The sequence below is a fragment of the Streptomyces sp. NRRL F-5727 genome, from assembly GCF_000719555.1.
Taxonomy (GTDB): Bacteria; Actinomycetota; Actinomycetes; order Streptomycetales; family Streptomycetaceae; genus Streptomyces.
Genome location: NZ_JOGX01000016.1, coordinates 80,933 through 99,941 on the forward strand (window position 1 = coordinate 80,933; position 19,009 = coordinate 99,941).

General features: G+C 75.6%; 18 protein-coding genes. 14 read left to right on the forward strand and 4 right to left on the reverse strand.

Annotated elements, in window-relative coordinates:
* Window position 1 precedes the first annotated feature (1 nt).
* The 3 genes from IF73_RS0114460 to IF73_RS0114470 are packed head-to-tail and all read left to right on the forward strand — an operon-like array spanning window position 2 to window position 3,766.
* Complete coding sequence (locus tag IF73_RS0114460; RefSeq protein ID WP_031007545.1) at window positions 2-667, forward strand: amino acid ABC transporter permease; 666 nt, start codon at window positions 2-4, stop codon at window positions 665-667.
* Window positions 664-1,638 carry an amino acid ABC transporter permease gene (locus IF73_RS0114465; protein ID WP_051716782.1) on the forward strand — a complete coding sequence of 325 codons (975 nt, stop codon included), beginning with the start codon at window positions 664-666 and terminating at the stop codon, window positions 1,636-1,638. Before IF73_RS0114460 ends, IF73_RS0114465 begins: the two co-directional genes overlap by 4 nt.
* Window positions 1,639-1,690: 52 nt before the next feature.
* Window positions 1,691-3,766, forward strand: a complete 2,076-nt coding sequence (locus tag IF73_RS0114470; RefSeq protein ID WP_031007548.1) for an ATP-binding protein — start codon at window positions 1,691-1,693, stop codon at window positions 3,764-3,766.
* Window positions 3,767-3,796: 30 nt separating this feature from the next.
* Here the strand turns inward: IF73_RS0114470 and IF73_RS0114475 are convergent, their stop codons facing one another.
* Entirely contained in the window at window positions 3,797-5,410 is a 1,614-nt protein-coding gene (locus IF73_RS0114475) for a TROVE domain-containing protein (RefSeq protein WP_031007550.1), read from the reverse strand.
* A gap of 524 nt (window positions 5,411-5,934) precedes the next feature.
* Here IF73_RS0114475 and IF73_RS0114480 point away from each other — a divergent pair.
* From IF73_RS0114480 to IF73_RS38635, 7 genes are all read left to right on the forward strand, one after another.
* Window positions 5,935-7,089 (forward strand): molybdopterin-dependent oxidoreductase, encoded by a 1,155-nt coding sequence (locus IF73_RS0114480; RefSeq protein ID WP_031007552.1) that lies wholly within the window; start codon window positions 5,935-5,937, stop codon window positions 7,087-7,089.
* A gap of 43 nt (window positions 7,090-7,132) precedes the next feature.
* Complete coding sequence (nadE, locus tag IF73_RS0114485) at window positions 7,133-7,963, forward strand: ammonia-dependent NAD(+) synthetase (protein WP_031007553.1); 831 nt, start codon at window positions 7,133-7,135, stop codon at window positions 7,961-7,963.
* A 98-nt stretch (window positions 7,964-8,061) separates the two neighbouring features.
* Window positions 8,062-8,460: a VOC family protein gene (locus IF73_RS0114490; protein ID WP_031007554.1), complete on the forward strand. Its 399-nt coding sequence runs from the start codon at window positions 8,062-8,064 to the stop codon at window positions 8,458-8,460.
* A 178-nt stretch (window positions 8,461-8,638) separates the two neighbouring features.
* Entirely contained in the window at window positions 8,639-9,946 is a 1,308-nt protein-coding gene (locus IF73_RS0114495) for an alpha/beta fold hydrolase (RefSeq protein WP_031007555.1), read from the forward strand.
* A gap of 112 nt (window positions 9,947-10,058) precedes the next feature.
* Window positions 10,059-10,994, forward strand: coding sequence for an SIS domain-containing protein (locus IF73_RS0114500; protein WP_037879181.1), 936 nt, complete (start codon window positions 10,059-10,061; stop codon window positions 10,992-10,994).
* On the forward strand, window positions 10,991-11,743 hold the full coding sequence (locus IF73_RS0114505; protein WP_031007558.1) for a PIG-L deacetylase family protein: 753 nt from the start codon (window positions 10,991-10,993) through the stop codon (window positions 11,741-11,743). Before IF73_RS0114500 ends, IF73_RS0114505 begins: the two co-directional genes overlap by 4 nt.
* Window positions 11,744-11,772: 29 nt before the next feature.
* On the forward strand, window positions 11,773-12,345 hold the full coding sequence (locus IF73_RS38635) for a hypothetical protein (RefSeq protein ID WP_158822005.1): 573 nt from the start codon (window positions 11,773-11,775) through the stop codon (window positions 12,343-12,345).
* Between the two features lie 7 nt (window positions 12,346-12,352).
* On the opposite strand, the gene IF73_RS0114515 is transcribed toward IF73_RS38635, so the two are convergent.
* Window positions 12,353-13,132, reverse strand: coding sequence for a VOC family protein (locus tag IF73_RS0114515; RefSeq protein ID WP_031007562.1), 780 nt, complete (start codon window positions 13,130-13,132; stop codon window positions 12,353-12,355).
* A gap of 193 nt (window positions 13,133-13,325) precedes the next feature.
* Window positions 13,326-14,279 (reverse strand): NAD(P)/FAD-dependent oxidoreductase, encoded by a 954-nt coding sequence (locus tag IF73_RS0114520; protein WP_234338235.1) that lies wholly within the window; start codon window positions 14,277-14,279, stop codon window positions 13,326-13,328.
* Between the two features lie 67 nt (window positions 14,280-14,346).
* Between IF73_RS0114520 and IF73_RS0114525 the strand changes: the two genes are divergently transcribed.
* The 4 genes from IF73_RS0114525 (at window position 14,347) to IF73_RS0114540 (ending at window position 18,257) form a co-directional block, all read left to right on the forward strand.
* Window positions 14,347-14,934, forward strand: a complete 588-nt coding sequence (locus IF73_RS0114525; RefSeq protein ID WP_031007567.1) for a helix-turn-helix domain-containing protein — start codon at window positions 14,347-14,349, stop codon at window positions 14,932-14,934.
* Window positions 14,935-15,022: 88 nt separating this feature from the next.
* Window positions 15,023-15,991 (forward strand): NADPH:quinone oxidoreductase family protein, encoded by a 969-nt coding sequence (locus tag IF73_RS0114530; protein WP_031007569.1) that lies wholly within the window; start codon window positions 15,023-15,025, stop codon window positions 15,989-15,991.
* Entirely contained in the window at window positions 15,988-17,175 is a 1,188-nt protein-coding gene (locus tag IF73_RS0114535) for an acyl-CoA dehydrogenase family protein (protein WP_031007571.1), read from the forward strand. The genes IF73_RS0114530 and IF73_RS0114535 overlap by 4 nt, the downstream gene beginning before the upstream one ends.
* On the forward strand, window positions 17,172-18,257 hold the full coding sequence (locus IF73_RS0114540; protein ID WP_031007573.1) for an acyl-CoA dehydrogenase family protein: 1,086 nt from the start codon (window positions 17,172-17,174) through the stop codon (window positions 18,255-18,257). Before IF73_RS0114535 ends, IF73_RS0114540 begins: the two co-directional genes overlap by 4 nt.
* 49 nt (window positions 18,258-18,306) lie before the next feature.
* On the opposite strand, the gene IF73_RS0114545 is transcribed toward IF73_RS0114540, so the two are convergent.
* Entirely contained in the window at window positions 18,307-18,975 is a 669-nt protein-coding gene (locus IF73_RS0114545; protein ID WP_051716787.1) for a class I SAM-dependent methyltransferase, read from the reverse strand.
* Window positions 18,976-19,009 lie beyond the last annotated feature (34 nt).

Below are 19,009 nucleotides of genomic sequence, written 5' to 3' on the forward strand. Positions count from 1 at the left end.
CGTGTTCGACTTCCTCGAAGGCTACGACCTCCTGGGCGCCTTCTGGGTGACCGTCCAGCTCACCTTCTGGTCCGCCCTCGGCTCCCTGGTGTGGGGGACGCTGCTCGCCGCCATGCGCGTCGGCCCCGTCCCCCTCATGCGGGGCTTCGGCACCGCCTACGTCACCATCGTCCGCAACATCCCCCTCACCGTCATCATCGTCTTCACCTCCCTCGGCCTCTTCCAGACCCTCGGCATCAGCATGGGCGCCGACCGGTTCACCACCATCAACTTCCGGCTCGCCGTCCTCGGCCTCACCGCCTACACCAGCGCCTTCGTCTGCGAGGCGCTGCGCTCCGGCATCAACACCGTCCCCCTCGGACAGGTCGAGGCCGCCCGCGCGATCGGCCTCAGCTTCCCCCAGATCCTGCGGATCATCGTGCTCCCACAGGCGTTCCGGTCGGTCGTCGGCCCGCTCACCAACGTCCTCATCGCCCTCACCAAGAACACCACCGTCGCCGCCGCCATCGGCGTCGCCGAAGCCGCCCTGCTCATGCGGGAGATGATCGAGAACGAGGCCCAGCTCATCCTCATCTCCGCCATCTTCGCCTTCGGCTTCATCTGCCTCACCCTGCCCACCGGCCTCCTCCTCGGCCGGCTCGCCAAAAAGGTGGCGGTCAAGCGGTGAGGCGCCCCGGCCAGGCGCGCACGACAAAGCGCCACACCGCCAGGGACGAGGCCGCCACCGTCCTCTACGACGTCCCCGGCCCCCGCGCCCGCCGCCGCAACCTGCTCTGGACCGTGCTCTTCCTCGCCGCCCTCGCCGCCGTCGTCTGGTGGGTGATCGCCGGACTCGACGCCAAGAACCAGCTGGAGGCGGCCAAATGGGAGCCCTTCTTCACCGACGGACGCGTCTGGGAGACCTACCTCCTGCCCGCCCTGAAGAACACCGTCATCGCCGCCGCGCTCGCCATGGTCCTCGCCCTGCCGCTCGGCGCGCTCCTCGGCATCGCCCGGCTCTCCGACCACCGCACCCTCCGCGCCGGCGCCGGCACCGTCGTCGAGTTCTTCCGCGCGATCCCCGTCCTCATCCTCATGCTCTTCGCCAACGCCGCCTACGCCGAGTTCACCGACATCAGCCCCGAGACCCGCCCCCTGTACGCGGTCGTCACCGGCCTCGTCCTCTACAACGCCTCCGTCCTCGCCGAGGTCGTCCGCGCCGGCATCCTCGCCCTCCCCGCCGGACAGACCGACGCCGCCAAGGCCATCGGCATGCGCAAGGGCCAGACCATGGCGTACGTCCTCCTGCCCCAGTCCGTCACCGCCATGCTGCCCGCCCTCGTCAGCCAGCTCGTCGTCATCGTCAAGGACACCGCCCTCGGCGGCGCCATGCTCGGCTTCGCCGAACTCCTCGCCTCCGTCCGCCCCATGAGCGCCAACTACGGCGCCAACACCATCGCCTGCTTCACCGTCGTCGCCGTCCTCTTCGTCCTCCTCAACGCCGCCCTCACCACCTTCGCCTCCTGGCTCGAACGCCGGCTGCGCCGCGGCAAGCGCTCCACCGGCGCCGTCGTCGCCGCCGAGGCCGTCGACGACCTCGCCGCCCCCGGCCCCGGCGAACCCCCCGCGCCACCGGGCCCCGGAACCCGCGAACCGTAACGAACCGATTCCACATCGGCCTTCCGGCGCCGACCTGTAGGACACTGCTCCCGTGCGTGGACATCTACCGGACGACAACCCGGGTTTCGCAGGCCGCCGCACGGAACTGAAGCGCCTCACCGCCGCGCTGGCGGAGCACCGCCTCGTCACCGTGACCGGCGTCGGCGGGGTCGGCAAGACCCGGCTCGCGCTGCGCGCCGCCCACCGCGTCCGCCACCACCACCCCGACGGCGCCTGGTGGGCCGACCTCGGACAGCTCGACGGCGAACGGCTCCTCGTCGCCCTCGTCGCCGACTCCGTCGACCTCGCCGACCACACCCCCGGCACCGACTCCGGCGCCCTGCGCCGACGGCTCGCCGGGACCCGGCTCCTCCTCGTCCTCGACTGCTGCGACCACCTCGCCGACGCCTGCGGCCGACTCGTCGCCGAACTCCTCGACGCCGCCCCCGGCCTCACCGTCCTCGCCACCTCCCGCCGCCCCCTCGGCGTCCCCGGCGAACACACCGTCGCCCTCGACCCGCTCCCGCCCGCCGGCGACGACGCCCTCGCCCTCCTCCGCACCGCCGCCGGCGAGGACCTCCCCGCCACCGGGCCCGCCGGCGAGATCTGCGTCCGCCTCGAAGGCATACCCCTCGCCCTCGAACTCGCCGCCGCCCAGATCCGGCTCCAGGGCGCCGAAGCCGTCCGCGACCAGCTCGGCAGCCGCCTCACCGCACCCCCCGACGCCCGCTTCGACCTCCTCGCCCACCCCGACCGCGTCTGGCCCGCCCGCCACCAGACCCTCCGCGCCGCCATCGGCTGGAGCCACGAGCTCGCCGACCCCCTCGAACGGCTCCTCTGGGCCCGCCTCTCCGTCTTCCGCGGCCCCTTCGACCTCGCCACCGCCGCCGCCGTCTGCACCGGCGGCCCCCTCACCCCCGACACCCTGCCCGCCGCCCTCGAAGGACTCGTCCGCGCCTCCGTCGTCCGCCCCGCCGACACCGCCGGACGCCACCGGCTCCTCGACACCATCCGCGAGTACGGCGCCGGCTGGCTGGACCGGCTCGGCGAGACCGGCACCGTCGCCGACCGCCACGCCGCCCACTTCCGCGCCCTCGCCGGAGAGGGCCCCGCCGCCTGGCACGGCAGCCGCCAGCTCCGCTGGTACCGCGCCGTCGACACCCACCACACCGACCTGCGCACCGCCCTCGACCACCTGCTGCGCACCGACCCCGACGCCGCCCTCGACCTCGTCGGCTCCGTCGCCTTCGCCTGGTCCTGCCGCGGCCGGCTCCGCGAGGCCCGCGACGGCCTCGAACAGGCCCTCCTGCTCAGCGACGCCCGCGGCCGCGCCCGCACCCGCGCCCTCTGGGCCCTCGGCGTCACCCTCGTCCTCCAGGGCGACCTCGGCCCGGCCCAGGCCATCAGCGAACGCTGCGCCCGCGAGGCCCGCCACACCGAGCACCCGCCCGAGCGGCCCTGGACGGCCCCGGAGCCGTACGGCCCCGGCGAACTCACCCTCGACGCCGCCGCCCTCGCCGGCCTGCTCGCCCTCAGCACCGGCCGCGCCCAGGCCGCCCTCGTCGTCGTCGACCACGTCCTCGCCTCGGCCCGCGGCCGCCCGGCCGACTCGGCCGCCACCCTCCGCTGCCACCTCGTCCGCGTCTTCGCCCTCACCGGCCTCGGCCGGCTCGCCGAGGCCCGCCCCGAGGCGCTCGCCCTGCGCGCCCTCTGCGACACCCTCGACGAACACTGGACCCGCACCGCCCTGGAGTACCAGCTCGCCCTCACCGGTCTGCTCGAAGGCGACCCGGCCGCCGCGGCGGCCCACGCCCGGGCCATGCTCGCCGGCACCCGCGCCCTCGGCGCCGGCCTCGGCGTCGCCCTCGGCCTCGACGTCCTCGCCACCGCCCACGCCGCGGCCGGCGACGGCGAACGCGCCGCCGACGTCTCCGGCACCGGCGAGGCGTACTGGCGCGCCACCGGCCAGCCCCGCCGCGGCCTGCCCGGCCTGCGCGCCCTCCACGCCCACTACACCGCCGGCGTCCGCGCCACCCTGGGCGAACCCGTCTACGAGGAGATCTTCCTCCGCGCCCTCACCGACCTCCCCCAGTCCGGCCTCGACCGCGCCCTCGCGGACGGCACCTGACCCGCAGCGCCGTCGGGCGGCCGCGGCGGCTCAGCCCTCCGCGACCGGCGTCCGCGGCGTCCACGGCCAGGCGGCCTCCGCACCCGCCTCGACCAGGCCGACCATCCGGAAGGCGGCGTCCGTCAGCCCCCCGAAGGTGTACCGGTGCCGGCCGGTCTCACCCCCGGCCGGCCGGTAACCCGCCAGGTTCCACGTGTACACCGGGACCGACTTCGGCACCGGCGGCGGCACGGCGGGCCCGAACTGCGGCGCCGCCTGCTCGTCGGTGACGACCAGCACCCGGTCGTGCCCGTCGTAGTGCTCCCGCAGCGCCTTCGCGGTGTGCGTGCCGCCCAGCCGCCGGAACCGGCCGGCGACGTCGAGCAGCGGCTCGTCCGGGCCGAACTCCACCGCCCGGCTGGTCCAGCCGAACTCCACCAGGTCGGCCCGCTCCGCGCGGCGCGCCACCGCCGCCCCGAACACCGCCGCCGCGTCCGCCCGGGTCAGCCGGGAGCGCTCGGAGAGCGTGTCCCAGAACATCGAGTCGGACCGGTCCACCAGGACCAGCGTCCGGCCGGGCAGCACCGGCACCCGGCCCAGCGAGTGCCCCAGCGCCGCCTCCAGCGCCGCCGTCCAGCGCGACGACGGCACCTCCCGGTGGGCGGCCAGATAGCGGAACGGGAACTGCCGCGACCGGGCCACCTCCTCCGGGTCCGCGATCCGCGCCGCCACCCCCGCCGCGACCTCGTCCGAGACGCCCGCCTCGTCGAAGTTCCGCAGGTTCCGCAGCAGCGCCATCGGGCCCATCGACGGGATCACCGCCTCCCACGCCGCCGCGTCCAGCGGCCCGTGCAGCCAGCCCGCCAGCGCCTCCCAGGTCATCCCCGCCCCGGCCAGCCGCGCCGCGCCGTCCGGCGCCGTCACCACCGCCCGCCGCTCCGCCACCGGAAACTCCGCCAGCACGCGGCGCGCGACCAGCAGCCGGTCGCCGGCCGGCGGCAAAGCCGCGGCGGGCCGGTACCGGCGGTCGAGCGCGTACCGGAACAGCTCCCCCTGCCAGGGCTTCGCCGGATCGGGCGCGGCGTGCACCACGTTCAGCACGTCCCCGAACCGGAACGCCCGCTGCGGCGTGTCGTACTTCAGCAGCGACCGGGAGGTGTACAGGCGCCGCACGGCGTCGGCCACGCCCCGCTTCACCGGCTTCGGCACGGTCCGCCCGTACGTCCGCGTCCAGTGCGCCAGCAGCTCGCCCGGCTCGTCCGCGCGCCGCAGGACCGAGTCGATCACCCCGCGGTTCGACGGACCGCCCGTCGCCCCGGCGGTGAGCCGGGCCCGGACGAACGCGGCGGCACCGACCAGCGCCGCGGTGCGCACCGCCCCCTCGTCGCGGAGCCAGCGCAGCAGACCGGCGGTCCACCCGGGATCCTCGACGGCGAGCCGGCCGACCAGCTCCGCGTACCGGCCGTCGCGCTCCGCGCCGCTCTCGTAGAAGGTCGACTGCCCGACGAAGTTCCCGACCGCGAGGAGGAACAGCTCCTCGCGCGGCGGCCGTACGACCGCGGGGGCGCCCTCGTAGGTGTGCGGGGAGGGAAGCCCGGGCGCGCCCGTCGGCGGCCGGACGGGCATCGAGCGCGCGGTCGCCGCGATGTGCGGCGCCACCAGCATCTCGGGCCAGAGTTTGGAGACACGCGGGCTGTGTCGAGGCAGTGAATCCCCCCGGATCCGACGGCGGTGAGCACCCCGGACCGACCGGTACGACGGGGCGGAGCGAACGCGCCCTCCGAGATCGAAGGTGGCGGCGGCGTCACAGGTGTTCGTCAGAGGAAGGAGCCGCAGCCGGGCACACCGGAAGGCGCGAACGCGACGCGAACCTACAACGACGCCGACACGCCACGCGACCGAATAAAAGACGCCCCTCCGCGCCGCGACCGAACGCCGCTGCGCTCCGCGCCAGAACGCCGCTGCGCGCCGCGACCGAACGCCCCTGGGCGCCGCGCCAGAACGCCGCTGCGCTCCGCGACCGAACGCTCCTCCGCGCCGCGCCAGAACACCGCTGCGCGCCGCGACCGAACGCCCCTGGGCGCCGCGCCAGAACGCCGCTGCGCGCCGCGACCGAACGCTCCTCCGCGCCGCACGCCTCCCGCCCCCGTCCCCGGGCGCCGGTCGCGTGTGCGGCGCACCATGGAGGCATGGACCGGAGCAGCGGCGACCTCGGCGCCGTCAGCGGTCCGGCGCGGGTCGCCGGGCCGGACGAGGGGATCGGCGCCGACGAGCTCGCGCTCGCCACGCGCAACCACGGCCTCCCGCTGGAGGCCCTGCGGTACGACGTCACCCCGCCCGGACTCCACTACGTGCTCGTCCACTACGACATCCCCGACACCGACGCCGAGGACTGGCGGCTCACGGTCGGCGGGCGCGTGCTGCGCCCGCTCGACCTGGACCTCGACGCGCTCCGCGACCTGCCCGCCGTCACGCGTCGCGTCACGCTGGAGTGCGCGGGGAACGGCCGGGCCCGGCTCACGCCCCGGCCCGTCAGCCAGCCGTGGCTCGACGGGGCCGTCTCCACCGCCGAGTGGACCGGCGTCCCGCTCGCCGCCCTGCTCGACGCGGCCGGCGCCGCCGAGGACGCCGTCGAGGCCGTGTTCACCGGCGCCGACCACGGCGTCGAGCGCGGCGTCGAGCAGGACTACCGCCGCTCCCTGCCGCTCGCCACCGCCGCCGACCCCGGCCGGGACGTGCTCGTCGCGTACGCCATGAACGGCGCCCCGCTGCCGCCCCAGCACGGCAGCCCGCTGCGGCTCGTCGTCCCGGGCTGGTACGGCATGGCGCACGTGAAGTGGCTGCGCGAGATCACCCTCACCGCCACGCCCTACACCGGCTTCCAGCAGACCAGCGCCTACCGCCTCCGGCAGGAGCCCGGCGAACCCGGCGACCCCGTCACCCTCATCGCGCCCCGCGCCCTGATGAGCCCGCCCGGCTTCCCCGACTTCATGACCCGGGCCCGCGTCGTCCGCCCCGGCCCCGTACCGCTCACCGGCCGCGCCTGGTCCGGCCACGGACCCGTCGTCCGCGTCGAGGTCAGCGAGGACGGCGGCGCCGCCTGGACCGACGCCGAGGTCGTCCCCGACCCCGCCCACCCCTGGGCCTGGGCCGCCTGGCACACCACCTGGACCGCCACCCCCGGCCTGCGGCACCTCACCGTCCGCGCCACCGACGCCACCGGCCGCGTCCAGCCCCTCGCCGCGCCCTGGAACCGCGGCGGCTTCGCCAACAACCTCGTCCAGCGCGTCGAGGTGCTCTGCGCCCCGGAGCCGGAGGGACAGGGACGGCCGGCCACCCCGTAAAGTCGGAGGTGACGCCCGTACCCGTCCTGACGAGGAGCCTTCCGTGACCGACCCGGCGCCCACCGCCCGCCAGCAGCAGATCGCCCGGGAGCTCCAGGTCTCCGAGACCTTCGACCCGGCCGCCGAGATCGAGCGCCGGGTGGCCTTCCTCGCCGAGCGCCTCACCGGCACCGGACTGCGCTCGCTCGTCCTCGGCATCAGCGGCGGCGTCGACTCCACCACCGCCGGCCGGCTCTGCCAGCTCGCCGTCGAGCGCGCCCGCGCCGAAGGCCACGAGGCCACCTTCTACGCCATGCGGCTGCCGTGCGGCGTCCAGGCCGACGAGCAGGACGCGCAGACCGCCCTCGACTTCATCCGCGCCGACCAGGTCCTCACCGTCGACGTCAAGGCCGCCAGTGACGCCGCCCTCGACGCGGCCCTCGCCGCCGGCCTCACCTTCCGCGACGCCCACCACCAGGACTTCGTGCACGGCAACATCAAGGCCCGCCAGCGCATGATCGCCCAGTACGCGGTCGCCGGCGCCCAGGACGGCCTCGTCGTCGGCACCGACCACGCCGCCGAGGCCGTCTCCGGCTTCTTCACCAAGTTCGGCGACGGCGCCGCCGACCTCGTCCCGCTCACCGGCCTCACCAAGCGGCGGGTCCGCGCCGTCGCCGCCGAGCTGGGCGCCCCGGCCGGGCTGGTCTGGAAGGTTCCGACCGCCGACCTGGAGACCCTGGACCCCGGCAAGCCCGACGAGGACGCGCTCGGCGTCACGTACGACGACATCGACGACTTCCTGGAGGGCAAGCCCGTCGGCGAGGCCGCCTACGCGTCGATCGTCCGCCGCTACGACCTCACCGAGCACAAGCGGCAGCTGCCGATCGCGCCCTGAGCCCGCCGTCCGCGGCCACGCGTGCCTGAGCGCCCCGCGCCGAACGGGCGGATCCTGGAAGGGTGGGCGCCGCCCGGGGCCCCGGAAGGGAGCACACCATGTTCGGCGAGACGACGGCGTACAGCAGCTTCTCGGTGGACGACCTGGACGCCGCCCGGCACTTCTACGGGGACCAGCTCGGTCTGACCGTGGAGGACTCCGGGACCGGGGACATGCGGATGCTGTTCCTGACCCTGCCGGGCGGGGCCCGGGTCTTCGTCTACCCCAAGGAGAACCACACCCCGGCCTCCTTCACGATCCTCAACTTCGAGGTCGACGACATCGACCGGGCCGTCGACGACCTGGTCGCCCGGGGCGCGACCTTCGAGCGCTACCCCGGGTTCGAGGCCGACGACAAGGGTGTCGTCCGGCCCGGGGACGGCGAGGGCGGCCCGGCGGGCATCGCCTGGTTCACCGACCCCGCGGGCAACGTCATCGCGGTGATGCAGGAGCGCTGACGGGGGCGCTGACGCAGGCGCCGACGCGGGCACGGTGACGCGGGCACGGTGACGCGGCCGCGGTCTGATCCGGGCGTGCGGGCGGCCGCCGGTGGGCCGATGGGGCGGCCGGCGGCGGACTGTGATCCACTGTGCGAGCGGGGGAGCACGGAGAGCAGGACCAGCAGCAGGAGCACCGTTGACCACCTATGGCCAGCCCGGCGTCGTCGTCACCGACCACCACTTCCCCGTCCCCCTCGACCACGCCCGCCCCGACGGCGAGCAGATCGAGGTCTACGGACGCGAGATCACCGCCGCCGGCCTCGGCGCCGCCGAGCGCGACCGCCGCCCCTGGCTCCTCTACCTGGAGGGCGGCCCCGGCTTCGGCGCCCGCCGCTTCATCGGCCGCCAGGCGTGGATCGGCCGCGCCGTCCGCGAGTTCCGCGTGCTCCTGCTCGACCAGCGCGGCACCGGCCGCTCCACCCCCGCCAACCGCCAGACCCTGCCGCTGCGCGGCGACGCCGCGGCCCAGGCCGCGTACCTCACGCACTTCCGCGCCGACTCCATCGTCAAGGACGCCGAGCTGATCCGCCGCCGGCTCACCGGCGGCGACCCCTGGACCGTCCTCGGCCAGAGCTTCGGCGGCTTCTGCGCCGTCCACTACCTCTCCACCGCCCCCGAGGGCCTGGAGCGCGTCCTGATCACCGGCGGCCTGCCGTCCCTCGACGCCACCGCGGACGACGTCTACACCGCCGCCTATCCGCGCGTCCGGCGCAAGAACGACGCCCACTTCGCCCGCTACCCGCGCGACGCCGAACGCGTCCGCGCGATCGCCGCCCACCTCCTCGACCACGAGGTCACCCTCCCCGGCGGCGGCCTCCTCACCGTCGAGGCGTTCCAGTCCCTCGGCATCCTCCTCGGCTCCGGCGACGGCACCCACCAGCTCCACCACCTCCTGGAGGGCGCCTTCGTGCCGACCCCCACCGGGCCCGCCCTCGCCGACGCGTTCCTGGAGCAGGTCCAGGCCCACCTCTCGTACGCCGGGCACCCGCTCTACGCCGTCCTCCACGAGGCCATCTACGCCCAGGGCCAGGGCCCCACCGCCTGGGCCGCCGAGCGGGTCCGCGCCGACTTCCCCGAGTTCGACGCCGCCGCGGCGCTCGCCGACGGCCGGCCCGTGCTGCTCACCGGCGAGACCGTCCACCCCTGGCACTTCACCACCGACCCCGCCCTCCGCCCGCTGCGCGAGACCGCCGAACTCCTCGCTAGGCGGGACGACTGGACCCCGCTGTACGACCCCGAGGCGCTCGCCGCCAACCGGGTGCCGGTGGCCGCCGCCGTCTACCACGACGACATGTACGTCGACACCGCCCACTCCCTGGAGACCGCCGCCGCCATCCGCGGCCTGCGGACCTGGGTCACCGACGAGTTCGAGCACGACGGGGTACGGGCCGGCGGCCCCCGCGTCCTCGACCGGCTGCTCGCGCTCTCCCGCGACGAGCTCTGACGGCGACGCCCGTACGCACCCGGCGGGGTCCGGCGCCGCGTCTCCGAAAGTCCAAGCGCCGGACCCCGATCGCCCATGGCCCGGCCCGGCCCGGGCCGCTACAAATCGCTCCATGAGAGCGTCACACGTCACCGCCGAGATCGCCGGCCAGCCCGACTGCTGGCGCCGCGCCGCCGCCCTCGCCGGGCCGCTCGCCGACCTGCTGCCCCGGCCCGGCGAGCGGATCGCCGTCGTCGGCTGCGGCACCTCCTACCTGATCGCCCGCGCCTACGCCGCCCTGCGGGAGTCCCTCGGCGCGGGCGAGACCGACGCCTTCCCCGCCTCCGACCGCACCCCGCTCGGCCGCGGCTACGACCGCCTCGTGGCCCTCACCCGCTCCGGTACGACCACCGAGGTCGTCGACCTCCTCTCCGGCGCCGCCGGACGGCTCCCCACCCTGGTCCTCACCGGCGTCCCCGACAGCCCCGCCGGCCGGCTCGCCGACCGGGCCGTGGACCTCTCCTTCGCCGACGAACGCTCCGTCGTCCAGACCCGGTTCGCCACCACCGCCCTCCAACTGCTGCGCGCCGGACTGGGAGTGGACCTCGCGCCCTCCGTCACCGACGCCGAACTCGCCCTCTACGAACCCCTCCCGCAACACTGGGAGAAACACGGTCAGTTCACCTTCCTCGGCACCGGCTGGACCGTCGGACTCGCCGACGAGGCGGCCCTCAAACTCCGCGAAGTGGCCCGCGTCTGGACGGAGTCGTACCCGGCGATGGAGTACCGGCACGGCCCGATCAGCGTCAGCGACCGCGCCAGCCTCGTCTGGTGCATCGGTCCCGTCCCGGCCGGGCTCCGCGAGGAAGTCGAGTCCACCGGCGCCGTGTTCACCGCCGACGCCGTCGACCCGGTCGCCGCCCTGGTCCGCGCCCAGCGGCTCGCCGTGGCCCTCGCCGCACGGCGCGGCCTCAACCCCGACCGCCCCCGCCACGTCTCACGCTCCGTCATCCTCGCCGGAGCGTTCCGCCCCACCGCGGCCGACGCCGCCCGTATCCTGCGGGCATGATCGACACCGAAGCCACCGAGCTGCCCGAGCTGCCGGACGACTGGCAGCGCGCCCTCGCCGTCGTCGCCCACCCCGACGACCTGGAGTACGGCTGCGCGGCCGCCGTCGCGAGCTGGACCGACGCCGGCAAGGAGGTCGTGTACCTGCTGGTCAGCCGGGGCGAGGCCGGGATCGACACGCTCGCCCCCGACGTCTGCGCCCCGCTGCGCGAGCGCGAGCAGCGGGCCAGCGCCGCCGTCGTCGGCGTCGACACCGTCGAGTTCCTCGACCACCGCGACGGCGTCATCGAGTACGGCACCGCGCTGCGCCGCGACATCGCGGCGGCGATCCGCCGCCACCGCCCCGACCTCGTCATCACCCTCAACCACCGCGACACCTGGGGCGACGGACCGGGCGCGCCCCGGAACACCCCCGACCACGTGGCCGTCGGCCGCGCCACCCTCGACGCGGCGGCGGACGCGGGCAACCGCTGGATCTTCCCCGAACTCGGCGAGCAGGGCCTGGCCCCCTGGGACGGCGTCCGCCGGGTCGCCGTCGCCGCCTCCAGCACCCCCACCCACGCCGTCGACGCCGGCCCCGGCCTGGACCGCGCGATCGCCTCCCTCCTCTGCCACCGCGCCTACATCGAGGCCCTGACCGACCAGGACCCGGAGGAGTACGTCCGCGAGTTCGTCACCGCCACCACCGGCCGCGCCTCCGCCCGCTTCGGCGGCCGCCCGGCGGTCACCTTCGAGGTCTTCCCCCGCTAGGCTCCGCCGTGGAACGGGAGTGGGGGGCCATGGTGAGCGATGGGGCGGGGGCGGCGGTGGACCCGGGGGACCCCCGGGTGCGGCGGGCGACGGTCTGGGGCGGGGCCGGTGGGGCCGTCATGGGCCTCGCCGTCGTCCCCTACGGCGTCCTCCAGACCGTACCGGACCTTCTCCACCTCGGCATCGGCCCCGTGCTCGCCGGGGCCGCGGCGGTCGCGAGCGGGGCGTTCTTCGGCTGGATCGGTGCCCGCTGGGGGAGGGCGACGGGGCTCAAGGACTCGACGCTGGAAGGGACGGAGACCGTCCTCGCCGGATACGCCGTCGTGCCCCTGGTGGTGGACGGGCGGCCCGGGAAGCCCTCGGACGGTGAGCGGTTCGAGCTGCGGACGACCACGCGGCGACTCCAGCTCTGGGACCGGACGGACTGCCTCTGGAGCCACCCGTGGTCCGCCGTCCACCTGGCGACGGTCAAGCGGGAGCTGCTGGTCGTGGGGCACGGCGACGAGGTGATCGCCGAGCTGACGCTCCGCCACGACCTTCCGCACGGCTGGGACGAGCTGATGATCGGGGCCCGGCGCCGCGGCCGGGCGCGCAGCTCCTGACCGCGGGTCAACCCATCGGCGACGGCTTCAGGACCGCGAACTCGGCGCCGGCCGGGTCGGCGAACCAGGCGAGGCGGCCCACGTCGGGGATGTCCGCGGGCGGGAGCAGGACCGTGCCGCCCGAGACGGTCACCGCGTCGGCCGTGGCGTCCGCGTCCTGGACCTCGAAGTACGGGATCCAGCGGGACCGTTCGCCGGAGTCCTGGAGCTCGGCGGCGCCGCCGAAGGAGGCGGCCTCCTGGTCGCCCTCGGCGGTCGAGATCACCCGGTACGTCATGCCGGGGGCCTCCATCTCGGCCCAGCGCCACTCGAAGAGGGACTCGTAGAAGGCGAGCGCGGCCTCGGGGTCGGGCGTGTGGAGCTCCACCCAGACGAGCGTGTTCCGCGAGGAGGTGCGGTCGAGGCCGCGCACCGACCCGGGCTGCCAGACGGCGAACTCGGCCCCGGCCGGGTCGGTGAGCGCGGCCATCCGGCCCGCGTCCATCACGTCCATGGCGCGCACCCGGACCCGGCCGCCCTCGGCGGCCGTCACCATCTGGGTGGTGTCCGCGTCCGAGGACTGGAAGTAGACGGTCCAGGCACTGCGCGCGCCCTCCTCGGTGAGCGGGCCGAGCGCGGCGACGGTCGCGCCGTCCTGCTGGAAGAAGCCGTACCCGCCGGCCTCCGGACCGGCCGAGCGGTACTCCCAGCCGAGGACGGCGGTGTAGAAGTCCGCCGCCGTCGCGGTGTCCGGACTGCCGAGGTCGATCCAGCAGGGGGAGCCGTGGGTGTACTGGGTGCCGAGCATGTGTCGGTGCCGTCCTTCCGTCGTCCTGCCTCCGGGCCGGATTCCGGCCACCATGGCCGATCCTCGACCCTCCACCCAGGCAGCGCGACCGCTGCCGCCCCGGTTCATCCGACCGGCGCACCCACCGCCACGACCGGCCGACGGCCGCCCGGGCCAGGTCCCGGGCGGCAGGGAGGCCGACCGCCCCGGCCGCTCAGTCGACGGCCAGGCTGTCCGCGCGGGCCGTCAGGTCGCTCATCAGCAGTTCGCCGTTGATCGTCACGGCGGCGCGGTAGCCGGTGGCGGCCGCGTTGACGACCTGCTCGTTCGGGCCGGTCACGTTGCCCGCGGCCCAGACGCCCGGGACGCTCGTCCGCCCGGTCTCGTCGACCTTCACGAAGGAGCCGAACGGGGTCTCGTACCGCTCCGCGCCGAGCCGCCGCAGCAACCCGTCGCGGGGGAGGAGCCGCGTCCCGGCGGCGAAGAGCACCTCGCAGCCGACGGTACGGCCACCGGCCAGCCGGACCCCGGTCAGCCGGTCGTCCTCGACGGCGATCCCCTCCACCGCTCCCTCCACGGTCCGGACGCCCGCCGCGGCGAGCAGCCGCGCGTCCTGATCGGCGAGCTCGGCGCCGTTCAGGAAGAGGGTCACGTCCGGGGACCAGTGCGACACCATCAACGCCTGATGGGCCGGCATCGCCGGGTGCGCCACGACGCCGAAGGCCCGGTCGCGGACCTCCCAGCCGTGGCAGTACGGGCAGTGCAGCACGTCCCGGCCCCAGCGTCCGGGCAGCCCGTCGATCTCCGGCAGCTCGTCCACCAGACCCGTGGCCACGACCAGCCGCCGGGCGGTCGGCGCGGTGCCGTCGGCGAGCGTCAGGGCGAAGCCGTCGCCGTCCGGGACCGCCCCCGTCACCTCGCCCGTGCGGACCTCGACCCCGTACGCGAGGAGTTCCCGGCGGCCGGCCGCCAGGAACTCCGCCGGGCTCATCCCGTCCCGCGAGAGGTAGCCCTGCATGTGCGCGCTGGGCGCGTTGCGCGGCTCGCCCGCGTCGACGACCAGGGTGCGGCGCCGGGACCGGCCGAGGACCAGCGCGGCGCTGAGCCCGGCCGCCCCGCCGCCGACCACCACGACGTCGTACGTGTTCTCGTCCATGAGTGCGTTCATGCCGCGAGCGTGACCCGGAAGCGCCGATCACGGCAAGAAGACTTGCCGTTTCTGCAACACTGGACGCATGACCGAAGACGACCGCATCGACGCCGTGCTGACCGAGGTCGGCCCCCGCCTGCGCCGGGTCCGCCGTGACCGCGGGGTGACCCTGGCCGAGCTCTCCGCCGCCACCGGCATCTCCGTCTCCACCCTGTCCCGGCTGGAGTCCGGGCAGCGCAAGCCGAGCCTCGAACTGCTCCTCCCGCTCGCCCGTGCCCACCAGGTCCCCCTGGACGAGCTGGTCGGCGCCCCGCCGGTCGGAGACCCCCGGGTGCGGGCCCGGCCGATCGTCCGGCACGGCCGCACCATGTACCCGCTCACCCGCCAGCCCGGCGGCCTCCAGGCGTACAAGGTGATCCAGGAGAAGGCGTCCGAGCAGCCGGACCCGCGGGTCCACGAGGGGTACGAGTGGCTGTACGTCCTCTCCGGGCGGCTGCGGCTCGTCCTGGGCGAGCACGACGTGGTCCTCGCGGCCGGCGAGGCCGCCGAGTTCGACACCCGGGTGCCGCACTGGTTCGGGCCCACCGCCGACGGGCCGGTGGAGTTCCTCAGCCTGTTCGGCCCGCAGGGCGAGCGGATGCACGTACGGGCCCGGCCCAAGAAGTCCGGCTGACCCAAGAAGTCCCGCCGTCCTGTTCCATCCGGCACAAGCGACCGCTTAGTATGCGGCAGACCGCTCGGTACGGACGGAGGCTCGACGGATGCAGGCATGGCGAGTGCACGAGAACGGCGAACCCGGCGCGGTGATGCGCCGCGAGGAGGTGGACGTCCCCGAACCCGGGCCCGGCCAGGTCCTCCTCAAGGTCCGCGCCGCCAACGTCAACTTCCCCGACGCGCTGCTCTGCCGCGGCCACTACCAGATCCGCCCGCCGCTGCCCTTCACCCCCGGCGTCGAGATCTGCGGCGAGACCCAGGACGGGCGCCGGGTCATCGCCACCGCCGCCCTCCCGCACGGCGGCTTCGCCGACCACGCCCTCGCCGACGCCGCGGCCCTGCTCCCGGCCCCCGACGCCCTCGACGACGCCGAGGCCGCCGCCCTCCACATCGGCTACCAGACCGGCTGGTTCGGCCTGCACCGGCGCGCCGCCCTCCAGGCCGGCGAGACCCTGCTCGTGCACGCCGCGGCCGGTGGCGTCGGCAGCGCCGCCGTCCAGCTCGGCAAGGCCGCCGGCGCCACCGTCATCGGCGTGGTCGGCGGCCCCGCCAAGGCCGCCGTCGCCCGCGCCCTCGGCTGCGACGTGGTGATCGACCGCCGCTCCGAGGACGTCGTCGCCGCCGTCAAGGCCGCCACCGGCGGCCGCGGCGCCGACGTGATCTACGACCCCGTCGGCGGCGACGCCTACCAGCAGTCCGCCAAATGCGTCGCCTTCGAGGGCCGGATCATCGTCGTCGGCTTCGCGAGCGGCACCATCCCCGCCCCCGCCCTCAACCACGCCCTGGTGAAGAACTACGCGATCCTCGGCCTCCACTGGGGCCTCTACGTCCAACGGGACCCGGCCGCCGTCCTCCAGTGCCACGAGACCCTCACGGCGCTCGCCGCCAAGGGGATCGTGAAGCCGCTCGTCGCCGAACGCGTCCCCTTCGCCGGCGCGGCCGACGCCGTCCAGCGCGTCGCCGACGGCACCACCACCGGCCGCCTCGTCGTCCTCCCGGAAGGAACCCGCGCATGACCGACGCCGCCGAACTCCAGGAGCGCACGCGGGCGTTGCTCGCCGCGCACCCGCCCGCCACCACCGACAGGCTCGACTTCCTCCGGGCCCGCTTCGACGCCGGACTCGCCTGGGTGCACTACCCGGCCGGCCTCGGCGGGCTCGACGCCCCCCGCTCCCTGCAGGCCGTCGTCGACGCCGAACTCGCCGCCGCCGGTGCCCCCGACAACGACCCGCGCCGGATCGGCATCGGCCTCGGCATGGCCGCCCCCACTCTCCTCGCCTACGGCTCCGACGAGGTCAAGTCCCGCTTCCTCAGGCCGCTGTGGACCGGCGAGGAGGTCTGGTGCCAGCTCTTCAGCGAGCCCGGCGCCGGCTCCGACCTCGCCGCCCTCGGCACCCGCGCGGTCCGCGACGAGGCCGGCGGCGACTGGATCGTCGACGGCCAGAAGGTGTGGACCTCCAGCGCCCACACCGCCCGCTGGGCCATCCTCATCGCCCGCACCGACCCCGGGCAGCCCAAGCACCGCGGCATCACCTACTTCGTCTGCGACATGACCGACCCCGGCGTCGAGGTCCGGCCGCTCCGCCAGATCACCGGCGAGGCCGAGTTCAACGAGGTCTTCCTCACCGGCGTCCGCATCCCCGACGCCCACCGCCTCGGCGAGGTCGGCGACGGCTGGCGGGTCGCCCAGACCACCCTCATGAACGAGCGGGTCTCCATCGGCGGCGCCCGCATCCCCCGCGAGGGCGGCATGATCGGCAAGGCCGCCGCCGTCTGGCGCGACCGCCCCGACCTGCGCACCCACGCCCTGCACCGCCGGCTCCTCGGCCTCTGGGTGGAGGCCGAGGTGGCCCGGCTCACCGGCGAGCGGCTGCGCCAGCAGCTCGTCGCCGGCCAGCCCGGCCCCGAGGGCAGCGCCATGAAGCTCGGCTTCGCACGGCTCAACCAGGCCATCAGCGGCCTCGAGGTCGAACTCCTCGCCGACGAGGGACTGTTGTACGGGGACTGGACGATGGTCCGGCCCGACCTGGTCGACTTCACCGGCCGCGACGCGGGCTACCGCTACCTGCGTTCCAAGGGCAACTCGATCGAGGGCGGGACGAGCGAGGTGCTGCTCAACATCGTCGCCGAACGCGTCCTCGGCCTGCCGCCCGAGCCCCGCAACGACAAGGACGTCCCCTGGAAGGACCTCGCCCGATGACCCGACAGCCGGACCTGCTCTACTCCGAGACCGAGGACGACCTGCGGGCCGCCGTCCGCTCCCTGCTCGCCGACCGGGCGGACACCCGGACCGTCCTCGACCGCGTCGAGGAGCCGAGCCCGTACCTCCCCGGCCTGTGGGAGGCCCTCGCGGGCGGCATCGGCGCCGCCGGACTGCTCGTCCCGGAGAAACTCGGCGGCCAGGGCGCGAGCCACCGCGAGGCCGCCGTGGTCCTGGAGGAGCTCGGCCGGGCCGTCACCCCGGCCCCGTACCTCACCAGCTCCGTGGTGGCGACCGAGACGCTGCTCGCGCTGGCCGCCGACAGCGGCCCGGCGGCCGAGCTGCTCGCCGCGCTGGCGAGCGGCGAACGCGTCGCCGTCCTCGCCCTGCCGTTCACCACCGCGCCGCGGAAGCCGATCGACCCCGAGCACCGCGTGCCCGCCGTCGCGGACGCCGTCGCCGCCGACGTCCTCCTCGTCCCGCGCCCCGACGGGCTGTACGCCGTCGACGCCGCGGACGCCGTCGTCACCCGCCAGTCCTCGCTCGACCTGACCCGGCCCCTGGCCGTCGTCGACACCCGCGACGCCGGCGGGGTCCGCCTCGCCGGCACCGAGGCCGGGCGCGCCGCGGTCCACCGCGGGCTGCTCGCCGGCGCCGGGCTCCTCGCCTCCGAGCAGCTGGGGCTCGCCGAGTGGTGCCTGGAGGAGACCGTCCGGCACACCAGGGAGCGGTACCAGTTCAACCGGCCGGTCGGCTCCTTCCAGGCGCTCAAGCACCGGATGGCCCACCTCTGGCTGGACGTCGTCGGCGCCCGCGCGGCGGCCCGCGCCGCCGCCGACGCGCTCGCCGCCGGAGCGGCCGACGCCGAACTGACGGTGGCCGTCGCCCAGGCGTACTGCTCCGGGGTCGCCGTCCGCGCGGCCGAGGAGTGCGTCCAGCTGCACGGCGGCATCGGCATGACCTGGGAGCACCCGGCCCACCTGGCCCTCAAGCGGGCCAAGGCCGACCAGCTCGCCCTCGGCTCCGCCGGCCACCACCAGGACGCGGTCGCCACCCTGGCGGACCTCCCCGCCCCGGCCTGACCCGCCCGCGCGCGGCCGGGGACCCCCCCGGGCCCCCGGCCGCCACGCCTCACCCGCCCGCGGCCGCCCCGCGGCGCGCGTAACAGAACAGGTGCTCCTCGGGCTCGCCGCCCGGCACCTCGGGCGTGAACACCGACAGGTCGTGGTGGAGCACCTCCAGCCCGCACTCCTCCCGCAGCAGCCCCAGGTACGCCTCGGCCGAGAAGCTGGAGACCCGCGCCCGCCGACCCATCCAGGTGATCTCCAGGCCCTCGACGTCCGCCGGGACCGTCGCCGACACCAGCAGCCCGCCCGGCACCAGCCACGAGGCCATCCGGCGCACGGCGGCGATCTGCTCCTTCCGCTCCATCATCAGCAGCGGGAAGAACGCGCACACGGCGTCGTACCCGCCCTCCGGCGGGGTGTGGTCCCGGACGTCGACCTGCTCGAACCGCGCACCGGGCACCTGCTCCCGCGCCAGCTCGACCATCGTCCGCGAGACGTCGATCCCGGTCACCTCGTGCCCCGCGGCGGCGAGCAGCGCGGCGACCGGCCGTCCCGTCCCGCTGCCGACGTCCAGCACCCGCGCGCCGGCCGGAAGCCGCGCGGTCAGCCACGCGACCGCCGCGAGCTGCGCGGGCAGCCGCCCGAACGCCCGCTCGTAGGCGAGCCCCACCCCGTCGAACAGCTCGGCGGCACCCAGCACACCCTCCGGCCTGTCCCCGTACCCGTCGCCCATCGTCCCTCCCGGTGTCGTGGATGTGACCAGGCGG